The organism is Psychrobacter sp. I-STPA10 (assembly GCF_021012795.1).
Classification (GTDB): domain Bacteria; phylum Pseudomonadota; class Gammaproteobacteria; order Pseudomonadales; family Moraxellaceae; genus Psychrobacter.
On the sequence record NZ_VFYU01000022.1, the window covers coordinates 85,923 to 107,484 of the forward strand.

10 protein-coding genes are annotated in these 21,562 nt (G+C 38.9%); 7 read left to right on the top strand and 3 right to left on the bottom strand.

The window, feature by feature from the left end; genetic code table 11:
* Window positions 1-306 precede the first annotated feature (306 nt).
* Entirely contained in the window at window positions 307-1,566 is a 1,260-nt protein-coding gene (locus FHK89_RS11010; RefSeq protein ID WP_230660183.1) for a thiamine phosphate synthase, read from the bottom strand.
* A 624-nt stretch (window positions 1,567-2,190) separates the two neighbouring features.
* Here FHK89_RS11010 and hemP point away from each other — a divergent pair.
* The gene (gene hemP, locus FHK89_RS11015) at window positions 2,191-2,355 is read left to right on the top strand and encodes a hemin uptake protein HemP (protein ID WP_230660186.1); all 165 of its coding nucleotides are present in this window, start codon (window positions 2,191-2,193) and stop codon (window positions 2,353-2,355) included.
* Window positions 2,356-3,073: 718 nt separating this feature from the next.
* Here the strand turns inward: hemP and FHK89_RS11020 are convergent.
* Window positions 3,074-8,155: a translocation/assembly module TamB domain-containing protein gene (locus FHK89_RS11020; protein ID WP_230660189.1), complete on the bottom strand. Its 5,082-nt coding sequence runs from the start codon at window positions 8,153-8,155 to the stop codon at window positions 3,074-3,076.
* Window positions 8,156-8,353: 198 nt separating this feature from the next.
* Complete coding sequence (locus FHK89_RS11025; protein ID WP_230660191.1) at window positions 8,354-11,848, bottom strand: autotransporter assembly complex protein TamA; 3,495 nt, start codon at window positions 11,846-11,848, stop codon at window positions 8,354-8,356.
* A 421-nt stretch (window positions 11,849-12,269) separates the two neighbouring features.
* On the opposite strand from FHK89_RS11025, the gene FHK89_RS11030 reads away from it, so the two are divergent.
* The 6 genes from FHK89_RS11030 (at window position 12,270) to cydB (ending at window position 21,551) form a co-directional block, all read left to right on the top strand.
* A complete protein-coding gene (locus tag FHK89_RS11030; protein ID WP_230660194.1) occupies window positions 12,270-13,598 on the top strand; it encodes an MFS transporter in 1,329 nt (442 codons plus the stop codon).
* 127 nt (window positions 13,599-13,725) lie between these two features.
* Window positions 13,726-14,370 (top strand): 2-polyprenyl-3-methyl-6-methoxy-1,4-benzoquinone monooxygenase, encoded by a 645-nt coding sequence (gene coq7, locus FHK89_RS11035; RefSeq protein WP_230660197.1) that lies wholly within the window; start codon window positions 13,726-13,728, stop codon window positions 14,368-14,370.
* Between the two features lie 287 nt (window positions 14,371-14,657).
* Window positions 14,658-15,725, top strand: a complete 1,068-nt coding sequence (locus FHK89_RS11040) for a tetratricopeptide repeat protein (protein ID WP_230660201.1) — start codon at window positions 14,658-14,660, stop codon at window positions 15,723-15,725.
* A gap of 214 nt (window positions 15,726-15,939) precedes the next feature.
* The gene (locus FHK89_RS11045) at window positions 15,940-18,630 is read left to right on the top strand and encodes an esterase/lipase family protein (protein WP_230660204.1); all 2,691 of its coding nucleotides are present in this window, start codon (window positions 15,940-15,942) and stop codon (window positions 18,628-18,630) included.
* Window positions 18,631-19,032: 402 nt separating this feature from the next.
* Window positions 19,033-20,535, top strand: coding sequence for a cytochrome ubiquinol oxidase subunit I (locus tag FHK89_RS11050; RefSeq protein WP_230660208.1), 1,503 nt, complete (start codon window positions 19,033-19,035; stop codon window positions 20,533-20,535).
* Window positions 20,535-21,551 carry a cytochrome d ubiquinol oxidase subunit II gene (gene cydB, locus FHK89_RS11055; protein ID WP_230660211.1) on the top strand — a complete coding sequence of 339 codons (1,017 nt, stop codon included), beginning with the start codon at window positions 20,535-20,537 and terminating at the stop codon, window positions 21,549-21,551. The genes FHK89_RS11050 and cydB overlap by 1 nt, the downstream gene beginning before the upstream one ends.
* Window positions 21,552-21,562: the final 11 nt, after the last annotated feature.

Here is a 21,562-nt window from a genome sequence, read left to right on the forward strand (position 1 = left end):
AGTAAATAAACCAATTAAAATTAACTGTCAATTAACTAAAAATAACTAATATAAAGAATCAAATAATTTGAAAACTAATATATCTTTAAATAAACATATTAATTCAATAGATGTAAATAAGAATAACGACTTGATATAATCATAGGATACTACTACCAAACTCACTATATTAACTATGTATATAAACGCAACGGTTTGTAAACTATCAATCCATAGTTTCCATTCATCATTCATATCATCGTTTCTTAGCAAGACTTTAACAAAATTTAACGATGAAGTTAAGTATTATTTTCCACTGATACAAAATTAAACCAAATTTTTAATAAAACTGCGAATACCCGCCACTTTATCTGCACCATACTGCCGAGCCATTGACAAATCTTGTGGTGTCACTCCTCCCAATGCCACCACGGGCATTTGTGCTTGTGCAGCTAATAGTGAGAACTTAAACCAACCAAGTGTTAAGGCATTAGGATGTGTTTTGGTCGTACTGACTGGTGATAAAAATGCAGCAGCAATACTGGCATGTTGCTGATGAATTCGCTGTGCTGCTAACTGGTTAGCGTATTGCAAACTTTGTATATCGTGGCAGCTAACCGTTATTGCTAAATTATCAAATAGTGACAAGTGGTGGGAAGCATCTTGTTTATGTGACTGCTTCTGAGTTTGCATGACTTCTATCAGTTGCTGTTGATTAAGATGTTGTGCAACCAATTGCTGCTCAATAGTCTGATAAACATCGTACTGAGCTAATATATGTAGATCAGCAACTGATAAAATTAACTTGATGTCTGTTCGAGTACGAACCAGTCCTTGTAATAATGCCACCAAACAGGCAGATTTTTCTAAATTTAGACTGTCCTCATCTATAAGAGAAATAGAGTTTTTGGATAAATGATCACGTGCCTTAGTAAGCAACTCATCATTTTTACATAATGAGATATCCTCTAACTTATGACGCACATAAACACAAGCGTCTGGTGGCAAATGATGAATATGAAAATCTAGCCAGTGTTGTATACTTTCAAAGTCGGCTACTGGATAAGTAATAACCAGATGATCAGGCAACCGCAGCCAATCGAGAATGACTTTATTCGCATCTGGCAATGGGCATTGTCCTGATAATAACTCACCATGACTTACCCAACACAAAGGCTGCCCCTCTTCCCCTAGTTGTTTATTTCTCAAGCTCTCATATTGGGCTTTTACTAATCCAACCCGATAAACATGCAAGCGAACTACTTTGTCACCTTGATTTTTATTTTTATAGCAATGACTGATGATTCCCATTTGATTAATAAGGGCTTGTCCCTCTATTTTTTGTGTTTGTGTTTGTGGTTGCAATTTATACTTTATATCAAAGTTAGCACACTGTAACTGCAAACCTACCTCTTCATGTACCTCACGAATCAATGCTTGCAATGGATGCTCAAACAATTCAATTTTGCCACCAACAAACTCATAACGATTACCCTGATGCTGCTTGCTACTACGAAATCCTAATAAGTATCTATCTTGATAATGCATCACAGCCACTGCCACATCTATTTGTTCTTTCGCACGCATCGCTATTGACCTTTTTTATGATGGACTCTTCTAGGGTCTGTTAAACATTCATCTTCATAGGAAAAATTGAGAAAAATTTTCCTTAGTCAAGGCAATGAACACAGGTAGCTTTTGTTAATAACAGCGGGATATTAACCAGTTCATTAACGAAGAATAAGGTAAATTTAGCCAATTTTTACATGCAAGTAAAAAATAGCTGTATCCCTTATGGATATTAGACTAACAGGGTGAAAGTTCAACAGCCCCTATTAATACAGTTTTTATTAGGGTCTTTTGTGTCAGCTTTGAGGTAGATATGACCAACTTAGCCACAAAATCAACCATATTATGAACTCTTAACTTCCTTATTATGCTACTAATTTTGATAATCAGCGAAAAAAATAAAAAAAATTTTAAAAAGTACTTGCAATCGCAAGTGATATGTTTGATAATTAACTCAAATGATAATCATTATCAAATAAACCAATTAACTTACTTATTCAAAGCTCAACTTAAGGGTTACTTTTACTAAGTATACTAACATTGGTGAGTAAATGATAAAGATTTTCATTTTAACAAGCAATTTTTCATTTGCCAAACTTATCACTCTATTTGAACTAGAGTGTCACAAAAAAGGAACTAGCCATGAATAATGTTATCTCACGCTCTTTACACTTACGTGATAATCAACTACCAATGTTGCAATCACAACACTTGTTTGCACTAACTAAAGAAGTACGTATTCAACATGAAGGTGAAGAGTATCGCTTACGTTTAACTCGTAATAATCGCCTAATTTTGACTAAATAATGGAACATAAATGAGATTAAAAGGTATGGTGAAATAAGCAACAATAATAGATAAAATACATTGATAGACTCTTATCTGTTGTGCTTTAACCTATTGATAAGTTGTTTATTTCACTATCCGCCTCTTTACTTTTCCAACTCTATTTTTATACTCATTCATTAAAGTTTTGTTATAAATTTTAGATATTATGTATGACTAATAATCAAATAGAAATAGTAAGCCACTTACTATTTCTTAAAATAAAAAATAATTAGGTTTGTAATAATTGTGTCATTTGTAATTGTAGTAAAGACTAATAAGAGAAGTTGTTTTTCTCTTATTAGCAACTTTAAAATAATATAACGACAAACAATAAAATAAATCAAAAGTAAAAGGATATAAAAATAAAATAATGGCTATTGGAGAGGTATCAAACAACCACTTAACAAAAATAATAAAGATAAATAATTAAAACTAAGACAATAAAAATAATAAAACAGATAATAATAACTATAAAATAATAATAATAAGCAACTTAAGTGCAGCTAGATTGATTGGAACTCATCTCCCCCTATCAACCTAGCTGCTTTACTTTATCTGCTACTTTTACTTTTCTTTTACCTTATAAGCCATCAATGGTGTTGTTTCCTATCAATCTTCTGATGCTAATATCCTTTTAACTACAGTTGATTACAGACAATGCAACTACCGTTTTGTAGTAATGCAACCTCAAGCAGATTTAAAACTTCCAACTATAGACCATATCAACCGTATTTTCTGCAGCAGCAGTGGCTTCAATGTAGATACGTCTGGTTAACTGATAGCGCAATGAAAAACTACTTTCTGCATTAAATACCCCCACACCATAGCGTATGTATAAATCTGGAGTGATATAACCTGTCACATTGACGTTGGTATCCTGACCTGTACCAGCAGCATCTACTGTCAGGCTTTGTAAACCAAAGGCTTGACCAATAGAGTTTGTCAGTCCTCGTGTACTGCTTAAGCCAAAACTAAGACCCGCAGCAGCTAAATTATTTGTTACCTTTGTACGGAAACCCTCTTTACTAATCTGCGTGCTGCCTGAGCTTGATAGGCTACCTGTCACCAGTGCATTCATCGCCTGTTCTTGAGTCAAACCTGCATTATTAAATACGATGATATTTGGTTCAGCTACTTTACCATTAATACGAACACCGACAGTTTTGCCTTCAATCTCTTTGATCGCCTCAATACTAAGAGCAGGATTTTTGACATCACCATCAAAGCGAATTTGTCCATAATTTAGCTCTAAATTTTGTCCAAACGCATCAATTTTACTTCGCCGTGCAACCTGTATCACACCACGAGCCTGCATCACACCTTGACCTTGCTGAGTCACATAAATTGCACCGGCAAGCGGGATAGTGGCACCAAAGCCTCTAAAATTGACCTCCGAACCCAAATCAATACCAATATTAGCATTGATAGACCATGGCTTGGATATTGCTAATACTTCATTGATATTACCAATCATACGTCGATCTAGTACCACCACATCCTCTGATTTGGTAATCACATCTTTACTGGCTTCAGGAGGTCGAATGGTTGCCTCTGGTACAGTAACAGCGCCTTCAATATTGACATAACGCTGCGTCGGACGCACAATAATATCCAAATCAGGATTGATTTCAGCATAGAGCAATGGCGGCTGAGAAATGATTAGTTTGTGCCCAGAGATACTTAGTTTTGCTTGTAACTCTTGCTGCCAGTCTATAGTTCCCTCTAAGACACCATTACCCTCACCACTGTTAAATGTTCCATTCAATGTTGCTGTCTGTCCACGTACACGTGCCTTAGCATTGATATTACTCAGATTGACTGGCATATCAAGCATGGCTATCCGACCATTTTTGAGGTTAATATCCCCATAAAATACTGGACTACTTAGCGTACCACCTAAGCCACCTGCCATGGTGGCATTACCTTCTAATACCCGCATACCTGGGAAGAATGGCTTAAATATCGCTAAATTAAGCTCATTTAAAACCAATGCCCCCGAAATGGGCTTACTAGGTGCATACGGATCTAATAAAATATCTGCATATCCTCGACCACCACGACCAGTATTGATATCTGTACGCAGTTTTAAGCCTTTTGCTGTTGATTTTGCTATCAATGAGACACGCTTATAACTGATGGATACAGGCTGGCTATCACCATCTTGGATCAAACCTACCCGTCCATTATCAGTAAACATGGTTGCATTGATATTAGGCTGCCCACCTTTCTCCCAGCTCAGCATTGCCTTACCATTAACTTGTGCCTGCCAGTCGATATCACTGGGTAAAAATGGTGAGAATAAAGAAGTATCTAACTGCTGTACCACAAGATTTATTTGTCCTTGCTGTTGTGAGACAAATAAGTTATCACGCAAGCATAATTTGCCTGTTTGTTTCACTGCCTGCCAACAATGTGCTGCCAGTTGTACACTTTTATTATTGATATCTGCAACCAATTCAGCAGGTTGTTTTTGTTGTAAAGTGACATATTTCGATGTCACTTCGCCTTTACCTATGACACCATTCCAACGCATTTGCTGATGATTAAAACCGCCTTTGAGTAAGGCTTTCACTGTGGCTTGTGTGTCTGCAACTTCTAAATTGACACTATGCTCTGCTTCTGTCCCATCAAAAACTAAGTTGAGTTGACTAAAGTCCCGACCAGCGGCTTTTAACCCTGTGGCAGCAAGCACCATTTGGCTTGGACTTTTACCCAAATTAACGATTTTACCTTTGGCATGTCCTTGGGTTAGTACAAACTCTGCCATGGCAAGCTGATCAGCGACTAGATCTACATAAATGGTTGGTAATGCTTGCCCTTTAGGTTGCAGCCAAATGATCCCACCTTTGATTCGACCCGCCAATTGTTCAGAAATTTTATCTAAACTATGAATATTGACCTGAGCTTGTAGGTTTTGAGCATCACCGTTTGCCACAATCTCATTTTCTGCCCAACGAATTGTTAAATTGTTAGCATCCAACTGTTCAGCAATCGCTTGTACTTGTGTGACTTGCTGCTGTGCATCTGCTTGCTGAAGCTTTTTGAGATACGATTGCATATCTTGTGGCAAATGTAAGGTCGCCTCAAGACTACCCGTGGCTAATAAAGGCTGTCCTTTCAGCGTACCACTGACATCAATTTGCGGTAGGTGTACAATTTGTGTCTGCTTACCCCATTGACCAGTGGTGATAATATCTCCTGAGAGTGCGCTGGGCATATCTGCGACAAAATAGCCGATATTAAACTGATCCATTGTCGCATTGATGTCCCATTTTATATCTTGGGATACATCAATATCACCTTGAGCAGTGATGCCACCAGCGTCTCCATTAAAGCTAAATTGATGCAGTTTAATACGCTGTGCATTACCATCGGCATCAACCACCAGTTTGCCTTTTGGTAAATCAGAAGTATCTAAGCTACCATTAAATTTGACAGCAAACTTAGACAGGTTACCAAACTTGCTGCCATCTTGTTGCCAATGCCCTTGACTGACTAAGTTACCAGAGACGATGCCTTTGGTCTGGGGCACAAAAGCACCAATATTGAAGTTATCTGTATCTGCTTTGATATCCCAGCCAATACCCTGACGCAAATCAATACTACCTGACGCCAATAATGAGCCAGCATCACCTTTGTGACGTAATTTCTTAATATTAATTTGTTGCATTGACCCATTGGCATCTAAGCTCAATGTACCTTTAGGTAAACCTTGCGTCTGCACGCCGCCATCAAACTGGGCATCAAAGTGTGCCAACTCACCTGAGTACAAATCAAACTGCCCTGCACCTGTGCCATTAATAGCAACCTTTCGGTACTCTGGCGTTTGTGACTTTGTATTGTTTGCCGTGGCATTTTCAACCGTGCTATCTAGTACCGCTTGCAGATCTGAGGCAAGTATCTTAATACGATGACGCTGACCTTGAACCACTTGCTTTCTATTGCCACGTGCTTTTTGTTGACTGACTGTTTTTTTGATGTCTTGCATCACACCAGATGCGGTCACACTACCAACAAGGCGATTGATAGGTAAATCTTTTTGGTAGGCTTTAGGCAACAAACCAGAAGTTTGTGCTTGTATCTTCCACTGCAAAGGCTTGTTTTTTTGCGCCAGCACTATCTCACCATTGCCTGTAAGATTACCTACCACACCTTTATATAGTAATGAATTGATATGAATGCGATTGCCAACTTTGTTTAAGCGCACCTGATAATCACCTTTAGGTGCAGCATTCAACTCTTCAATATTGGCATTGGCATCCACACGTAGGCGTTCACCACGAATATCTACATCAGCCTGTCCGTGTTTGCTATTAATATTACCAATATCTGGTATATCTCGGCGCAATAGGTTTTGCCAACGTGCAGATATGCGCCATAGATCCGGCTTACGTGGGTTATTAGAAACATCACTTTGAATGATATTTGCCCAGATTTTTTCACCATCTTTTTGTGATAGATAAGTACGAATCTGCATTTTACCATCAGCATTGGCATTATCATAAACCACTGCCAACTTACCATTGAGAGCTTTTGGTGCATAATCAACAAATTCTTTAGGAACAATGGCATCTAGCTTATAGCCATCTCCTTTGATCATGGCTTTTGCAGTAAATTCTTTTGACCAATCTAAAACCCCTTGCGCTGATAACGCTCCTTCAGGACTATCCACAACCAGGCTATCAATCAGCATCTGGCTATCTACCACTTTGGCCCGACCACGATAATGTCCTGTTGGAATATTTTCAGCACTTAAGTGGCTATTAATGCGTAGCTCAATATCGGATATGACACCAGAGGCGGTCAGTAGCCCTTGCTGCAAACGGATATCTTGACTTTCAGCATAAGGCAATACCAGTTCATCCCATTGCAACTTAGCTGAAAAAGGAGCACCCTCATCTAACCCTTGTGCTGCAAAATCTCCAGAGACTTTATGATCATTGTAGCTACTATACACCTTACCCACAGTACGTTTTAGGCTGCCATTAGCAGTAATTTTTAATGGCGCAACATACAGATCTTCCAAACTATTCACCGTTACTGTAGCTTTGGCATTGAGTGGATAATTTCCTTGTAAATCTATCTCACCTTGCAACCCAGCAATATTGACAATATCAGCATACTGTAAATTAGCTTGTCCAATATCCAGTGTTGTCCCTATCCAGCTTAAATCCTTAGCTTCAATATCCGTCACTACCACAGGCTCTTTGGTTACTTTCTCATAGCGAATACTGTCAATATTGGCATGATCAAAGCGCAAATTCACTGGTAAATCTAAAGTTCTATAATCATAAGGTGTGTCTGTTGGTGGTGCCCGATCAATCACTCGTACTTGCCTAATATCAGCATCACGCAAATGTACTTCTTTGACAAATATGGCTCGCCAGCCTATCTTCACATAAGCATAATCAATAAAAATATCAATATCGTCATTGGGCTTTAATACCACAGCAGAGACACTTAAACCATCACGTAAATTACCCTCACCATAAGTCAGCGTCACACCTGTCTCTTGCGCCAATTTATCCACCAAAAACTTACTGCCACCAGCTGTACCCGCCATCACATAAAGAATAATCAGCACTATGGCAAAAAAACACAGCAGCCAAAATAATAATTTCAATAAAAATGGCAAGCCATACCAACGACGTAATGTTGCCGCATCACCATCTGTCTCAGATTCAGATAAGGGAGGATTTGACTCGGTAGGTAACTGAGACTCTGGATTCTCAGTTTTTTCTTGTTTTTGAGGGTCAGGCTTTTGAGGAGGTTGTGTCATGATAAAACTTTATATACTCGCAAAATCAAGTCGAGCCCATTAGTAATTACAATGAAGATCCATTACCAGTTATTGCAAAAATAACCCATGCCTTATTGATAAAAATATGTAGGCGGTGGATATATTGATGCTAGTAATAGGTAAAATATCTGTTATTTATAGCTTGCTATTTATATTAAGCTCAGCAGTTTTCTTAGCTTATTGTAAAGGTGAGCCAATAAAGAAGTATAAGCGCACAGGCACATCATCTTCTAACACACCCGCGGCAACATCTAAGCGAACCAAACCCACGGGAGATGCCCAACGAATACCTGTACCGACGCCTACTTTTGTATCTGTTTTAAAGTCTTTATCATAAGCATTACCCAAATCAGTAAATACTGCTGCACGAAATCCTGGCTTAAATTCATAGTTATATTCTACGCTACCTAATGCCAGTATTTGCCCACCAACAGTATAGCCATTTTGCATGGCAGATAAACTATCATAATCATAACCTCGAAGGCTACGATCACCACCTGCAAAGAAACGTAGTTTAAAAGGCACTTCGTTAAAGTCATCTGCCCAAATATAGCCTGTATCAATACTACCAATCACCTGATGCTTTTTGCCATCTCCAAAACTATAAATAATATTACCACCAGCCCGCAATATTGCCATGTTTGTCTCAGTCACTAATTGTTTTGAACCTGCCTCTATCGAATAATACTGTCGGTGACCTTGTGTAGGGTTGGTTACATTATCAGCGACAGTTTTATTGAGTGAATAACCTAATAATAAGGCTTGTTGATCAAAACTGGCATTATTACGATTAAATGGTGAGGGTAGTTTTTCTCGCTCCACCCCTTCAATACCACTTTCAAGTCTATCGAGACGATAACGCAGTGTATAATTGCGATTCCATCCAGACTCTTTAATAATATTACGCGCAATGCCTGCTTGCATTGTTTGGGTAGTCAAATCAAAACTACCCTCTCCTTGATTTAACTTTTCTTGCTGAAACTGCAAATTGGCTGCCAACGTATCATTTAACGGGTGTTTCCAAGGACGACGAGCATGGAAGCCAACTGTCTGATTTATCTCTGATAGGCTTGTAGAAACACCTGCTTGATAACCATTACGATTGATCAAATTATTATCAAAACTGGCAACAGCATGTACACCTGTATCTGTTCCGTACCCAATACCCAACTGCACATCTTTTGGTTTATCTGCCATAACAAAAACATACAATGGTACAGACTTGGTCTTCTGTACTTCTTCTGGTGTAATACGTCCTGCTAAATTCGGCTGAGTCTCTGGTATATTGTCGATATCACTAAATGGATCTTCTTCGTCAGGTAATATCTTTTTTGCCAATGAGCTAATGGCATTACTAATCCTACCCAACACACTTTTCGCTTGTTGAGGAGTTCCATCTAACACCCTATCATCTGGCAACATCAATAAGCGATTTGCTTTATTTTTTATCGCCTGTAATTTATCAGATGTTTCTTCATCCACTGCAAATTCTATGGGTGCTGTTTCGGTCGCATCTGCTGATGTCGCCGCTTCCACTGCATTGTCGTTATCTATCAAATCTGTCTGTTGTAACTGTTCAAAGATACTTTGCGCTGCTGCATCTGTCGACTCATTTCCTGAATCTCCATTGGTATTAGCTTGAGACTCACTCGTATCTTTAGTATCTCGTTGAGCTGCATCATCGTCACTACTACTGGTCGCATGACTGTTATTGTCAAAAGTTAATACTGCATTTGAACTGCCATCGGGTGGTGTCACCACATCAACATTAATGGTATTAAAATATTGAGTGGCTGCCAAATCATTAGTAAACTTTGCAATAAATGGCTGGTAATAGCTATCGCCTTTACGAAACACGTACAACTGTTTTAATAAATCCAGACGAACAGGTAGTTTGTCAGGATCTTGGGTTAATTCGCCCGTTTCTTTATCTAAGGTAAAAAAGATAACATCACCAAAATCATAACCATCACGTGTATTATAAATAAGACTAATATCGGCAGTGTTGTCAGGTAAAATAACATCAACTGATTTATTCAACCATTCTGCATCAAAATAACCATGACGACTACTGGCTGATTCAATCGCAAATTTGGTATTTTTGTATGCTCCTTGATTAAATACATCCCCTTCTAATGGCAAAGAATTTTTCTGAATTTCTTTAAACTCAGGAAGCTCAGCACCTTCTCCTCTGATATCAACCACACGTGTGGCAACTGTTACTGGCTCACCCAATCGCTCAATAATGACATCAATATCTTCTTCACTGCGTTTAATAAACCGTAAACTAATATCATAGTAGCCCACTGCTTGTGCTGCATCAATCGCTTCTTCACGCAGCCTTGGCAATACAGCGGTAAAATCTGATATGGACTGTGCTGTCAAATCTTCTAAGGCTGCTTGGATATTATTCGCAGGTTGAATGTCAGTATCTGCCTTAACCAATATCGGTGGCTGATTACTATCAGGATTGTCTTGCTGCAAATAGATATTTGCATTAATCTTTGGCAAACTCTCCCCACCACCATTAAAGATACGGTTATATATTTTTTTAAATATATTGCCACCACTACGAGCCAGAGGGCGGTTATTTTGTTGCGTAGTCATGCTATTTTGGGTGGCTTGTGCTTGCTGAGCTGCACTATTATCGACGGTATATTCTGGTAGATAGTCATCAGGATCAATGACAGCGTTGGTATTGTTGTTTTGTGCCTGATCAATACGTTCACCGGTAATGTCATTGGCACTAAGTTTAGCATCATCACTAGATGGCGTTGCTGCTAACTGATCTAACTGCTGCGGATCTTTGGTCAAATCCTTCTCTGTAGATACATATCCTGCATCAACAGAGTCACTAACTTCAATGGGTCGCTGCGCTGCTGTTTGCTGAGTAGCTGTTGTGGTATTGTTAGTATTATTGATATCAACGTTATCACTGGCATCTTCTAATCCAAGCGTTTGCCGATTTGAAGGCACGGGTAAAGTAGCGGTGTCCAACGCTGCATCATAACCAATGGGAGGCGTTTTATCAGCAAGCGTTGCCACTGGCTCATCAAAGCTAATGGCTTGTTGCTGCTGAGTAACTGCTGCTAAAGATTGCTCTATTTGTGCTGCAGTCGGCATATCAAAAGCAGCACTGGACTCATTATCAATCACTGACGTAACGGTATCTTGCCAAGCAGAGGAATGATTAACCTGAGAATTAGTAACACCAGATGACGTATTATTGCTATTACTAGTATTAGCAATCACCTCATTATTTTGATTAGAGTTGTTAATATGGACATCATCTAGATTTGATGAGCTATTCTTTGCTGACATCACAGGCTTAGCAAAACTACCAGATACTGAGGGTAACTGGCTGAGAGTCTGTTTTTGATATTCTTCTAATACACTTGGATCTATATCACCTCTTTCTACAGCTTGTTTTAACCTCAGTGCGACTAAAGCAATGTCTAACTGGTTATCTGCATCTGTTTTTGTTTTAGTGACAGGCTCATTTTTTTGTTGCTTAGCATGAGCTTGGCTATTTTGACTGACTTGTGTAGTCTGACTACGATGACTATTTTGTGCTATATTTGGTGTATCTGGCTGATTATTCAGCGTATCTTGCGCATATCCAGACACACTAAAAGCGGAAGCTGACAGTATACATGCAATGCTGGTTGTCAAGGGAGACAACCGAAATAGAATTATTGGGGCTTTTTTCAATTTCATTACCTTTGCTTTATTAACCACTCATATCCACCCTGATTTTAGCCCTTGCTATCATACCTTGAGACGCTAAAAAAACCTAGCATCATTTGCTTCTGAGATTTGTTATGATATCAATTCTTACTCATTTATAATAATAGGACTTACGCAGTTTCATAGATTATTAGCGGCTGAGAATCATTATTTTTTATCAAGTGGGCTAGCTGTACGTAGTTTCAGAGGCTTCGTAAAAATTGCTCGCCGCTTTATTAAGACAAATATTGTACTGTTGCGTAAGTCCTAAATAAAACAACTACAACCTAACATTATTATGCAACTTATCTTGTATCACAAATTCTGATAAGTTGATAGACATTCAAGTGCATATAGAGGATGCCACATGGCAACACAATTTAGTCTGTTTCGTCACCGCCGATTCACTGCCATGTTTTGTACTCAGTTTTTAGGAGCGTTTAATGACAATGTATTCAAACAAGCGCTCATATTGGTATTGACCTACACCGCTGCCAGCAAACTTGATATCGCGGTCAGTATTTTAAATAATATGGCAGCCATGTTGTTTATTTTACCGTACTTTTTGTTTTCTGCGGTGGCAGGGCAACTTGCTGATAAATATGAAAAGTCATGGCTCACACGCAATGTCAAGATTCTGGAAGTGATCATCATGAGTATTGCAGCCATCGGCTTTATTTTTGAAATTTACTGGTTGTTATTTGTCTCTTTATTTTTGATGGGCACACACTCCACCTTTTTTGGCCCTATTAAATATGCTTATTTGCCCCAAGCCATGCAGCGTGATGAATTAGTCGGTGCAAATGGACTTTTCCAAATGGGCACGTCACTGGCAATATTATTAGGAATGATTCTAGCAGGTGTATTGTCACAAATGGCAAACTCTTTGTACTGGATCAGTGCGGTAGTAGTACTCATTGCTGTGCTGGGTGTGGCTAGTGCATCTGCCATTCCTAATACCCCTGCTGTACAACCGAAACTGAAAGTGAATTGGAATATATTGACTACCAGCATTGATGTAGTCAAGTATGTTTATTCTTTGCCATTATTATTTTTTATCATTCTTGGCAATAGCTGGTTTTGGTTTTATGGGGCAACCTTTTTGACTCAAACGCCTGAGCTTAGTAAAATCATCCTTCATGGTGATGAATCAGTGGTTATATTTTTACTAACTTTGTTTTCAGTGGGGGTTTCTATTGGCTCGCTACTATGCAAAAGCTTAACCAAAAATCAAGTCAGTCTACGTCTATTGCCATTTGGCATTTTAGGACTGAGTCTGTTTGCCATTGATTTATATTTTTCGTTATCAAGTCTGGCAGTTGGTGAAATTAGTGGGCATTTATTGTCTATCCAACAGGTTTGGGGAGTGAGTAGCTATTGGCGAGTCTTCGCTGACTTGTTTTTGTTGGGCTTTAGCGGTGGTATATACATTGTGCCACTTTATGCCTCTATGCAAGCTTATGCCCCCATTAGCCACCGTGCACGTATCATTGGTGCTAATAATATTTTTAATGCCATACTAATGGTATTTTCTGCTCTCTTCTCTATTATGCTGCTTAACTTATTGGCATTATCATTACCTCAGCTATTTTTGGTCACTGGTATTTTAAATATTTTAGTGGGTATATTTTTATATATAAAGCTAAAAAAATATCGTGATAGTATGCCAATAGAGGAAGACAATGTCATAATATAACCCTTAAGAAAAATAGCAGTTATCTATACAATATAACATATATGGTTATTCACTGAGTGTTGACAGTATATAAACAAATAAAAAGTTATAAAATAGTTAACATAGCAAATGATAATAAAGAGGTAATATGCGACCACAATCCCTATCTGTATTAGACCGTGCTATTGTTGGTTTTGATAAAGCATTGCGTGCAGTTATTCCAAACTCAAACCCCAGTACCCGCCCTCTTCCTGTCGATAGTGACGCCTTGCCTGAGTTATCTATCAATGAAGCCCGTCATGTTGCAGGGCTTATGCGTATCAACCATACGGGAGAGGTTTGCGCTCAAGGTCTATATCATGGACAAGCGTTAACCGCCAAAAATGATACGGTCAGAGAAGCCATGCATCATTCTGCCGAAGAAGAAATTGACCATCTGGTATGGTGTGAAACCCGTCTGAATGAACTTAGCAGCCATCCGAGTGTATTTACACCAATATGGTATGGTTTGTCATTTGGTATGGGTGCAGCAGCAGGACTGATTTCTAATGAGTTTAGCTTAGGCTTTGTTGCCGAAACAGAAGCACAAGTGAGTGAGCATCTGCAAGATCATATCAGCCAACTACCCAAACAAGATCAACGCACAGCACAGATATTACAACAAATGGATATTGAAGAGCTGCAACACCGCAGTGCTGCCATAGATCATGGTGGCACACCACTTGCGCCGCCAGTACGTATTACCATGCGCTGGCTTGCCAACCAAATGAAAGCTGTGGCTTATCATTTATAATTTTGGGCCGCAATTTATTTGATATAGTTTATTTTAGTAGATAATACAGTCTCGATAGTTAACCGTAACGGATGTAACAATCAAACAATTGTATTTGTGCAAGCCGTTTTGTTAGGGTATGACACAAATTGCAAAATGCAATAACTGTGCTAAGACTGTGCTTTTATTTGTTGCTGAATGAACATTTTAAATGTTTTCATATTTATTATTGCTAACATATTGTCCACCTTCCATAGACTTCATCACCTTTATATATCACCATCTACAATAAGCAAGGTAACCTTTTTATGTCTGTCTCCAATATTTCTACTAAAACAACAACTTCTCGCCTGTTTATCTCTGGTCTTTTTATGAGCACACTAGGTATGATGACAGCCGCTCAAGCTGATGAGACACAATCACCTTATATACAGCTATATCAAAACAGTGTTAATAACCCTGTTAATAATATTAATAATAATACTGCTACTGCCACAGCTACGAATACCAATCCTCCAAAAGCACCTGCAGCACGTATTACCAGTACCCGTACCATCAGACCTGCCGCAAATACGTCAGCTCAAACAACAAATACGACTAATATCACCCCAACCATTGCTACCAATACAGAGCTACAGCAAGCTGAACCCATCGTACGAGTTAGCAACTCAATCCGTTATAGAGAAAATACAGAAACAAATAGTATTGATTTACTCAGTAATAATTTGCCACAAATACCCACACCACAGCTTTCTGTGAGTGATATTAGTTATGTACCAACCATATTAATTCCACAAACGCAAAATAGTAATGCTGCATTGTTAGATGTCAGCTTACTAGATGATTTTATTAATGAAATCAACCCACATGCTCGCCACTATCCACCAAACTTTGATAACATATCACAGCGTTACAACAGCAAAATAAAACTTAAAGAGCTTGAGGCATGGCTACGTCCTTATGCCGATGCTCCTAATGCTTCTTATGAAGTGCTACTACGTGCCACCAAACTCAATAGTATTGGCAGAAATCTTGACTTAGGTTCTGATTTTGTGGTTCGTGCCAGTACGTATGTCACTAAAGCAATTGAGCGTCAACCAAACAGTGCCGAAGCCAACTTTTTATATGGCATGATGCTAAGTGAAGGTGGTGGTTTTAAAGCAGGTAGAAAATATCTTGATAAGGCAGCAGCTCAAGGTTATCTAGAAGCTGAGCAAAGCTTAGCGCAAACGGATCTATTAACAGACCAACGCTCTCAAGCGTTAGAACGTCTACGTCGATTGAGTATACAAAACCCCAATAACCGTCAATTACAACAACAAATCAATATCATAGAAAATGGTGATTATTACATTTGGAATTTGCCAACCAATTAATATCTATTCATATTGACTCAAGCCGTAATCATAATAAGCAAAACTGAATATTTTTTAAAAATTATTCAGTTTTAAAAATGATAATCCTTAAAAGCCACATACATTTGTGGCTCTTCTGTTGTGAATCCAAGTATAATTAATACTCAGTTCTCAAGGTTTTATCTGTATAAAGTATGTGTTAGATTAATGCCATGTCATTATATTAAGTCATACCATGAATCCATTATCTAACTCTTTGTGCTATCTTCGTTCTTCATGCTATGAGCATCCATTATCGAGCTGGCAGAAAACTGACAAACAGCCCACTCATCAAACACTCAAGACAACAACCACATTTTTATTGCTAATAAGTAGTATCAGCTTACTTATTGGCTGTAGCACTGTGAGTGTGTCGCAAAAAACAGTCAGCCAAACCATTGATAAACAACGCGCCAATATTGTTACTAATAATCACTTAAGTGCCCAAACCAACACCACGCTGCTGTCCTTAGGTATAGATCAAGAGGCTTGTTTGGCATATCTACCCAGCTGTATACAGAAAATTCAACACAATCCTTTATTGACCAATACTCGTGATACATTGGCACTGCTGGCTGAATTATATTATGCAAAATCTAATCTATATGCCGCTTTGGAAGCCTGTGATATTGCATTACAACGTCCACCTATAGATCCTTATTATGCCAACGCCCCACTCTCTGCTAAAGAGGAACAGCGTAAATATCAACAAAGTAAAGACTGTATCAATGCGCGTGCTCAGCATCTGCTTTATGCTCTACGCTATAGCTATGCGTTTTTATTTTATCCAGCACTACAAGCTGATAACCAGACAGACAACTCTCAACAAACTACACCACTCACCACAGATAGCATAAACAAACAGCTTAAATATCTCTCTAGTGATTTGGATATTCAAACCAGAGATATTTATAATGCCGCCAGTAATGAGCTTATCAAGCAATTATTTAACGTCACCTTACACACAGCAACACAAGAGGGCGCTGCCTATTTAGACAGCCATTATAACTCTACAAAAAACACAAAAAATAGCACGCCAGCTCAGATTTTTGATACGCAGCCAAATCAAACAGATAATAAACAAGTTAATAGCAAGCACACAAATACAAATAATACCGCCAATCTTAGTGAGCGTATTACTTTTGATATTGCTGACCCCACACACTCTACGACCACATCAGTACAGATCAATTTACCCACAAATTTTAATGCACTTGCTGCCTCGCCTACTCGTTCATCACATACTAAAGCATTGCCGTCTAGCAATAGTCATCAGCAGACAGACAACTTGTTAAAGATGGATGCTAAGCTATTACCTGAATTACGCTCAAGCTATGAGCTGAGTTTTTCAGGATTAAATTCGGTGAGTAAACGCGATGGGCTTGGGGTTAGTTTTGTTACTCAGCAACAAAACCGCTATAAGACCTCTTTACTTGGTATGCTGGCAAATAAAAAAGAGCATACAGAGGATAGCTCACCCAATAGCCGCATTTATCATAATGGCAATATATTACTTACAGGGGTAGTATTAGTTAGTGGAAAAACCATCGATGAGGTAATAAATAGTCAACAAATTAATATCAACTTATATGATCCACTGCATACGCACTCTATCGACATACTTGGCGAGCAATATGCCTTAGCAGCTAACTTTTCATCAGGCTATGGATTATGGCTATCAGAAAATCAGCTCAGTGGAGTGGGTTATATGAATCTGCTGGCTCGTCAGCAGCAGCTTGTGCTACCACAACTATTTATGCTTGAGCCGTATGACCCTAATAAACGTACCATTATTATGTTACATGGGCTGGCATCGAGTCCTGCCACATGGGTAAGTACCACCAACGATATTTTTAATGATCCCACATTAAGAGAAAACTATCAGGTGTGGCAAATATTTTATCCTACCAATCTGCCCATGTTAGAAAACCGTTATCAAATTCAAAAATTGATCCATGCGGCATTTTTACAAAATGATCCTGAAGGCAAAGATGCTGCCAGTCATCATGGGGTGCTGATCGGACACAGTATGGGTGCGGTGATTGGTCGTATGATGGTATCAAATGATGACCTGCTACCACACCTCAATGATATTTCTGGTACAGCCAAAGACTATGAGCTCAATAAACTTATCCGTCAAAGTTTTACTGAGCAAGAATTACAATCAAGATTTACCCTCTCGCAGCTACCACAAATAGATGAAGCAGTATTCATCTCTGCCCCATTTCGAGGTACAAATTATGCTGACCGTTGGTTTACACGTACGTTACGGCGAGTCATTCAATTACCGTTAGGATTTATTCAAACACTGACTGGTAACTTTACCAGCATTGCTACCCAAGGTGAGCTGTCTAATAACCCCTTAGGGGCACTGTACCTACAAAATGGTGCCAGTCAACTCAGTGATAAATCCTCATTTATGCGTCTTACTAAGGATTTAAAAATAGCAGATAATGTGACCTATCATTCATTAATTGCCAGTGAAGATACTGATATTGTAAAAGGCTTGGCTGCCATGAGCGCAGATACTTCTAACCTAGATTTATCTCAAAACCCAAACCACCTTTCTACCCCTACCGCTATTACACATCCTGCTGATACTCTGCTGGATCCACAAGAAATCACGGATAACCCTATAACTACCCCTGCGATAACGACCATAAATGTCGGTGATATCAGCAGTAAAGTAAATCAAGACATATCCGATGGTATTGTGCCTTATAAAAGTGCTCATCTAGACGGTGCTGCATCAGAAACTTTAATTGGTGGTGGACACAGTATCCAAGAAAGCCCGCAAGCGGTATTGACGCTACGCAAGATATTACACCAACACCTACATGATACAGCAAGCAACAATGCGAAAAAAAAATACGAAACAAGACACTAAATAATGCGAGCAACCAAAAATGTAAATTTGCGTCCATTATATATACACAGTAGCAACATACTTTGGACGCAACAAAAACATTTTAGCCGTTAGCATCACTTAAGTTTAAGCGTATAATATTCAACAACAACTAACTAATTCCATCATATCATTTAAAAATTACATCATTTAAAATAGGTTACTTTTAATCCGATTGAAATCAAAACTTATCGTAATCAGAGATTTTTATTTATTTTTATCACACACAACCTCACTCAATTTTCAGATATTTTATTTTTAAGTTATTGATTGTACGATAGTAATTAATATCACCACTGACAACGTTCTATTTAAAATAAATATCTTGATAAATAATATTTGACACCCTAATTCGGCATATCACAACACCTAAGGGCATCTCTCATGATAGACCAACTTGACCCCATTTTACTTGCTCGTATTCAGTTTGCCTTTGTAGTCTCTTTTCACATTGTATTCCCAGCATTTAGTATTGGTTTGGCATCATGGCTGACTGTCTTAGAGTGGCGTTGGCTGCGTACAGGCAAATCCATTTATGCAGAAGTGTATAAACATTGGTCAAAGATTTTTGCCGTGGTCTTTGGTATGGGCGTCGTCTCTGGTGTGGTTATGTCCTACCAGTTTGGTACTAACTGGGCCATCTTTTCTGACCGTGTGGGTAATGTTTTAGGACCACTACTTGCCTATGAAGTTCTCACTGCCTTTTTCCTTGAAGCCTCTTTCTTAGGTATCATGCTTTTTGGTTGGGGACGGGTGAGTAAAAAAATGCACTTTACTGCCACTGCTGTGGTTGCTATTGGTACCCTAATCTCTGGTTTTTGGATTTTATCTGCCAACAGCTTTATGCAAACGCCACAAGGATTTTTTATTGGTAACGATGGGCTACTGTACCCAAAAGATTGGCTAGAAATTATTTTTAGCCCCTCTTTTCACCATCGTTATGCACATATGATTACTGCGGCATTTTTGACCACTGCCTTTGCCGTTGGTGGTATTGGGGCTTATTATCTGCAATCCAAAAAACACCAAAAACATCGCGAACATGGCAAAGTGATGTTAGGAATGGCAATGCTGATGGCAATATTTATAGCACCTTTGCAAGCATTCATTGGTGATTCCCATGGTTTAAATACGTTAGAACACCAACCTGCCAAAGTCGCTGCAATGGAAGGTATTTGGGAAGATGAACGTGGTGCTGCGCTTAGGCTATTTGCCATTCCTGATCAACAAGCACAAACCAATCATTACTCAATAGAAATCCCCTATTTATCGGGACTGATTTTAACCCATTCATTTGATAAAGAAGTCAAAGGACTAAAAAACTGGCCAGAAGAGGATCAACCCCCCGTTATCATCGTCTTTTGGGCATTTCGTATTATGGTGGGAATTGCCTTACTCATGATTATAACTGGCATATATAGTGCCTATTGTTATTACAAAAAAAATCACTTTGCGCTAGATAATAAAAATTTTCATCGTCTATGGATGTTGATGACACCGCTTGGTTTTATTGCCCTGTTGGCAGGCTGGTTTGTCACTGAGGTTGGACGACAACCATGGACAGTATATGGAATCATACGTACATCTGAGAGTGCTTCACCTCATATTTCTTCTCAGGTAGCCACCACCTTAGCAGGCTTTATTATTGTTTATACCTTTATTTTTGGGGCAGCCACTATTTATATTTTAAGACTCATTGCTAAAGGCCCACAGCCATTTGATGACGATCTTGAAGATGATAACTTCTTTGAACATTCTGTCACTGAAGGACAAGGGCGTACCCTTAGTGGTGATCAAAAACCTGCTGAAAATACACGTGAAGATACAAAATCAGATAACAATACAAGTTTAGAAAAAAATGATGACCTAGATGGAGGGCTACGCTAATGTTTAACTTTGGTGAAGTATTAGATTTGCCACTCATCTGGGGTGGATTGATTGCTTTGTCGGTATTTATTTATGTGCTGCTTGATGGCTTTGATTTGGGCTGTGGTATTTTATTTCCCTTTGCAGGCTCTGATAAAAATCGCAGCCGTATCATGAACTCCATTGCTCCTTTTTGGGATGGCAATGAAACATGGCTGGTATTGGGTGGTGGCGGTTTATTTGCTGCTTTCCCTGCTGCTTACGGCATCATCATGACAGGTTTATATTTACCTGTTACTTTTATGTTATTTGGACTGATTTTGCGTGGGGTCGCCTTTGAATTTCGCTTTAAGTCCCATAATAGACGCTTTATTTGGGATTACTGCTTTCATATTGGCTCAATAATCGCTGCCTTTATGCAAGGCGTAATGCTAGGTGCATTGGTGCAAGGTCTTGACGTCCAAGACCGCTTATATGCTGGTGGCCCTTTTGACTGGTTCACCCCCTTCGCCTTACTGTGTGGCGTGGCAATCATTATCGGTTATGGACTTTTGGGTGCAACATGGCTGATTATCAAATCAGAAGACAAACTACAAGGCTGGGCACGCAAAACTGCCACGCGGTTATTATTGGCATTCATTGCCTCTATGATTGCTGTTTCAGTCGCTATGTTATTCTTAAATGTCGATGCCACCTCCGAGTGGCTAACGTTCCCAACGCTACTTTATTTGGCACCAATGCCATTGATTGTTGCGGCACTGGCGTATGTGATGCATCGTGACCTTGGTGGTAAGCGTGAATACCGCCCATTTTTATTAACGGTTGGTATGTTTTTTATGGGTTATGTCGGACTATGCTCGGCATTCTATCCATATATCGTTCCTTATGCGATGACAATGCATGAAGCTGCTGCTGCTGATACTTCACTGTCCTTTATGCTCATCGGTGCAGGTCTTATGTTGCCAGTGATACTTAGCTATACTGGCTATGCCTATTATGTGTTTAAAGGTAAAGCTACCCATGAGCATTTATATTAATTAAATGGTGC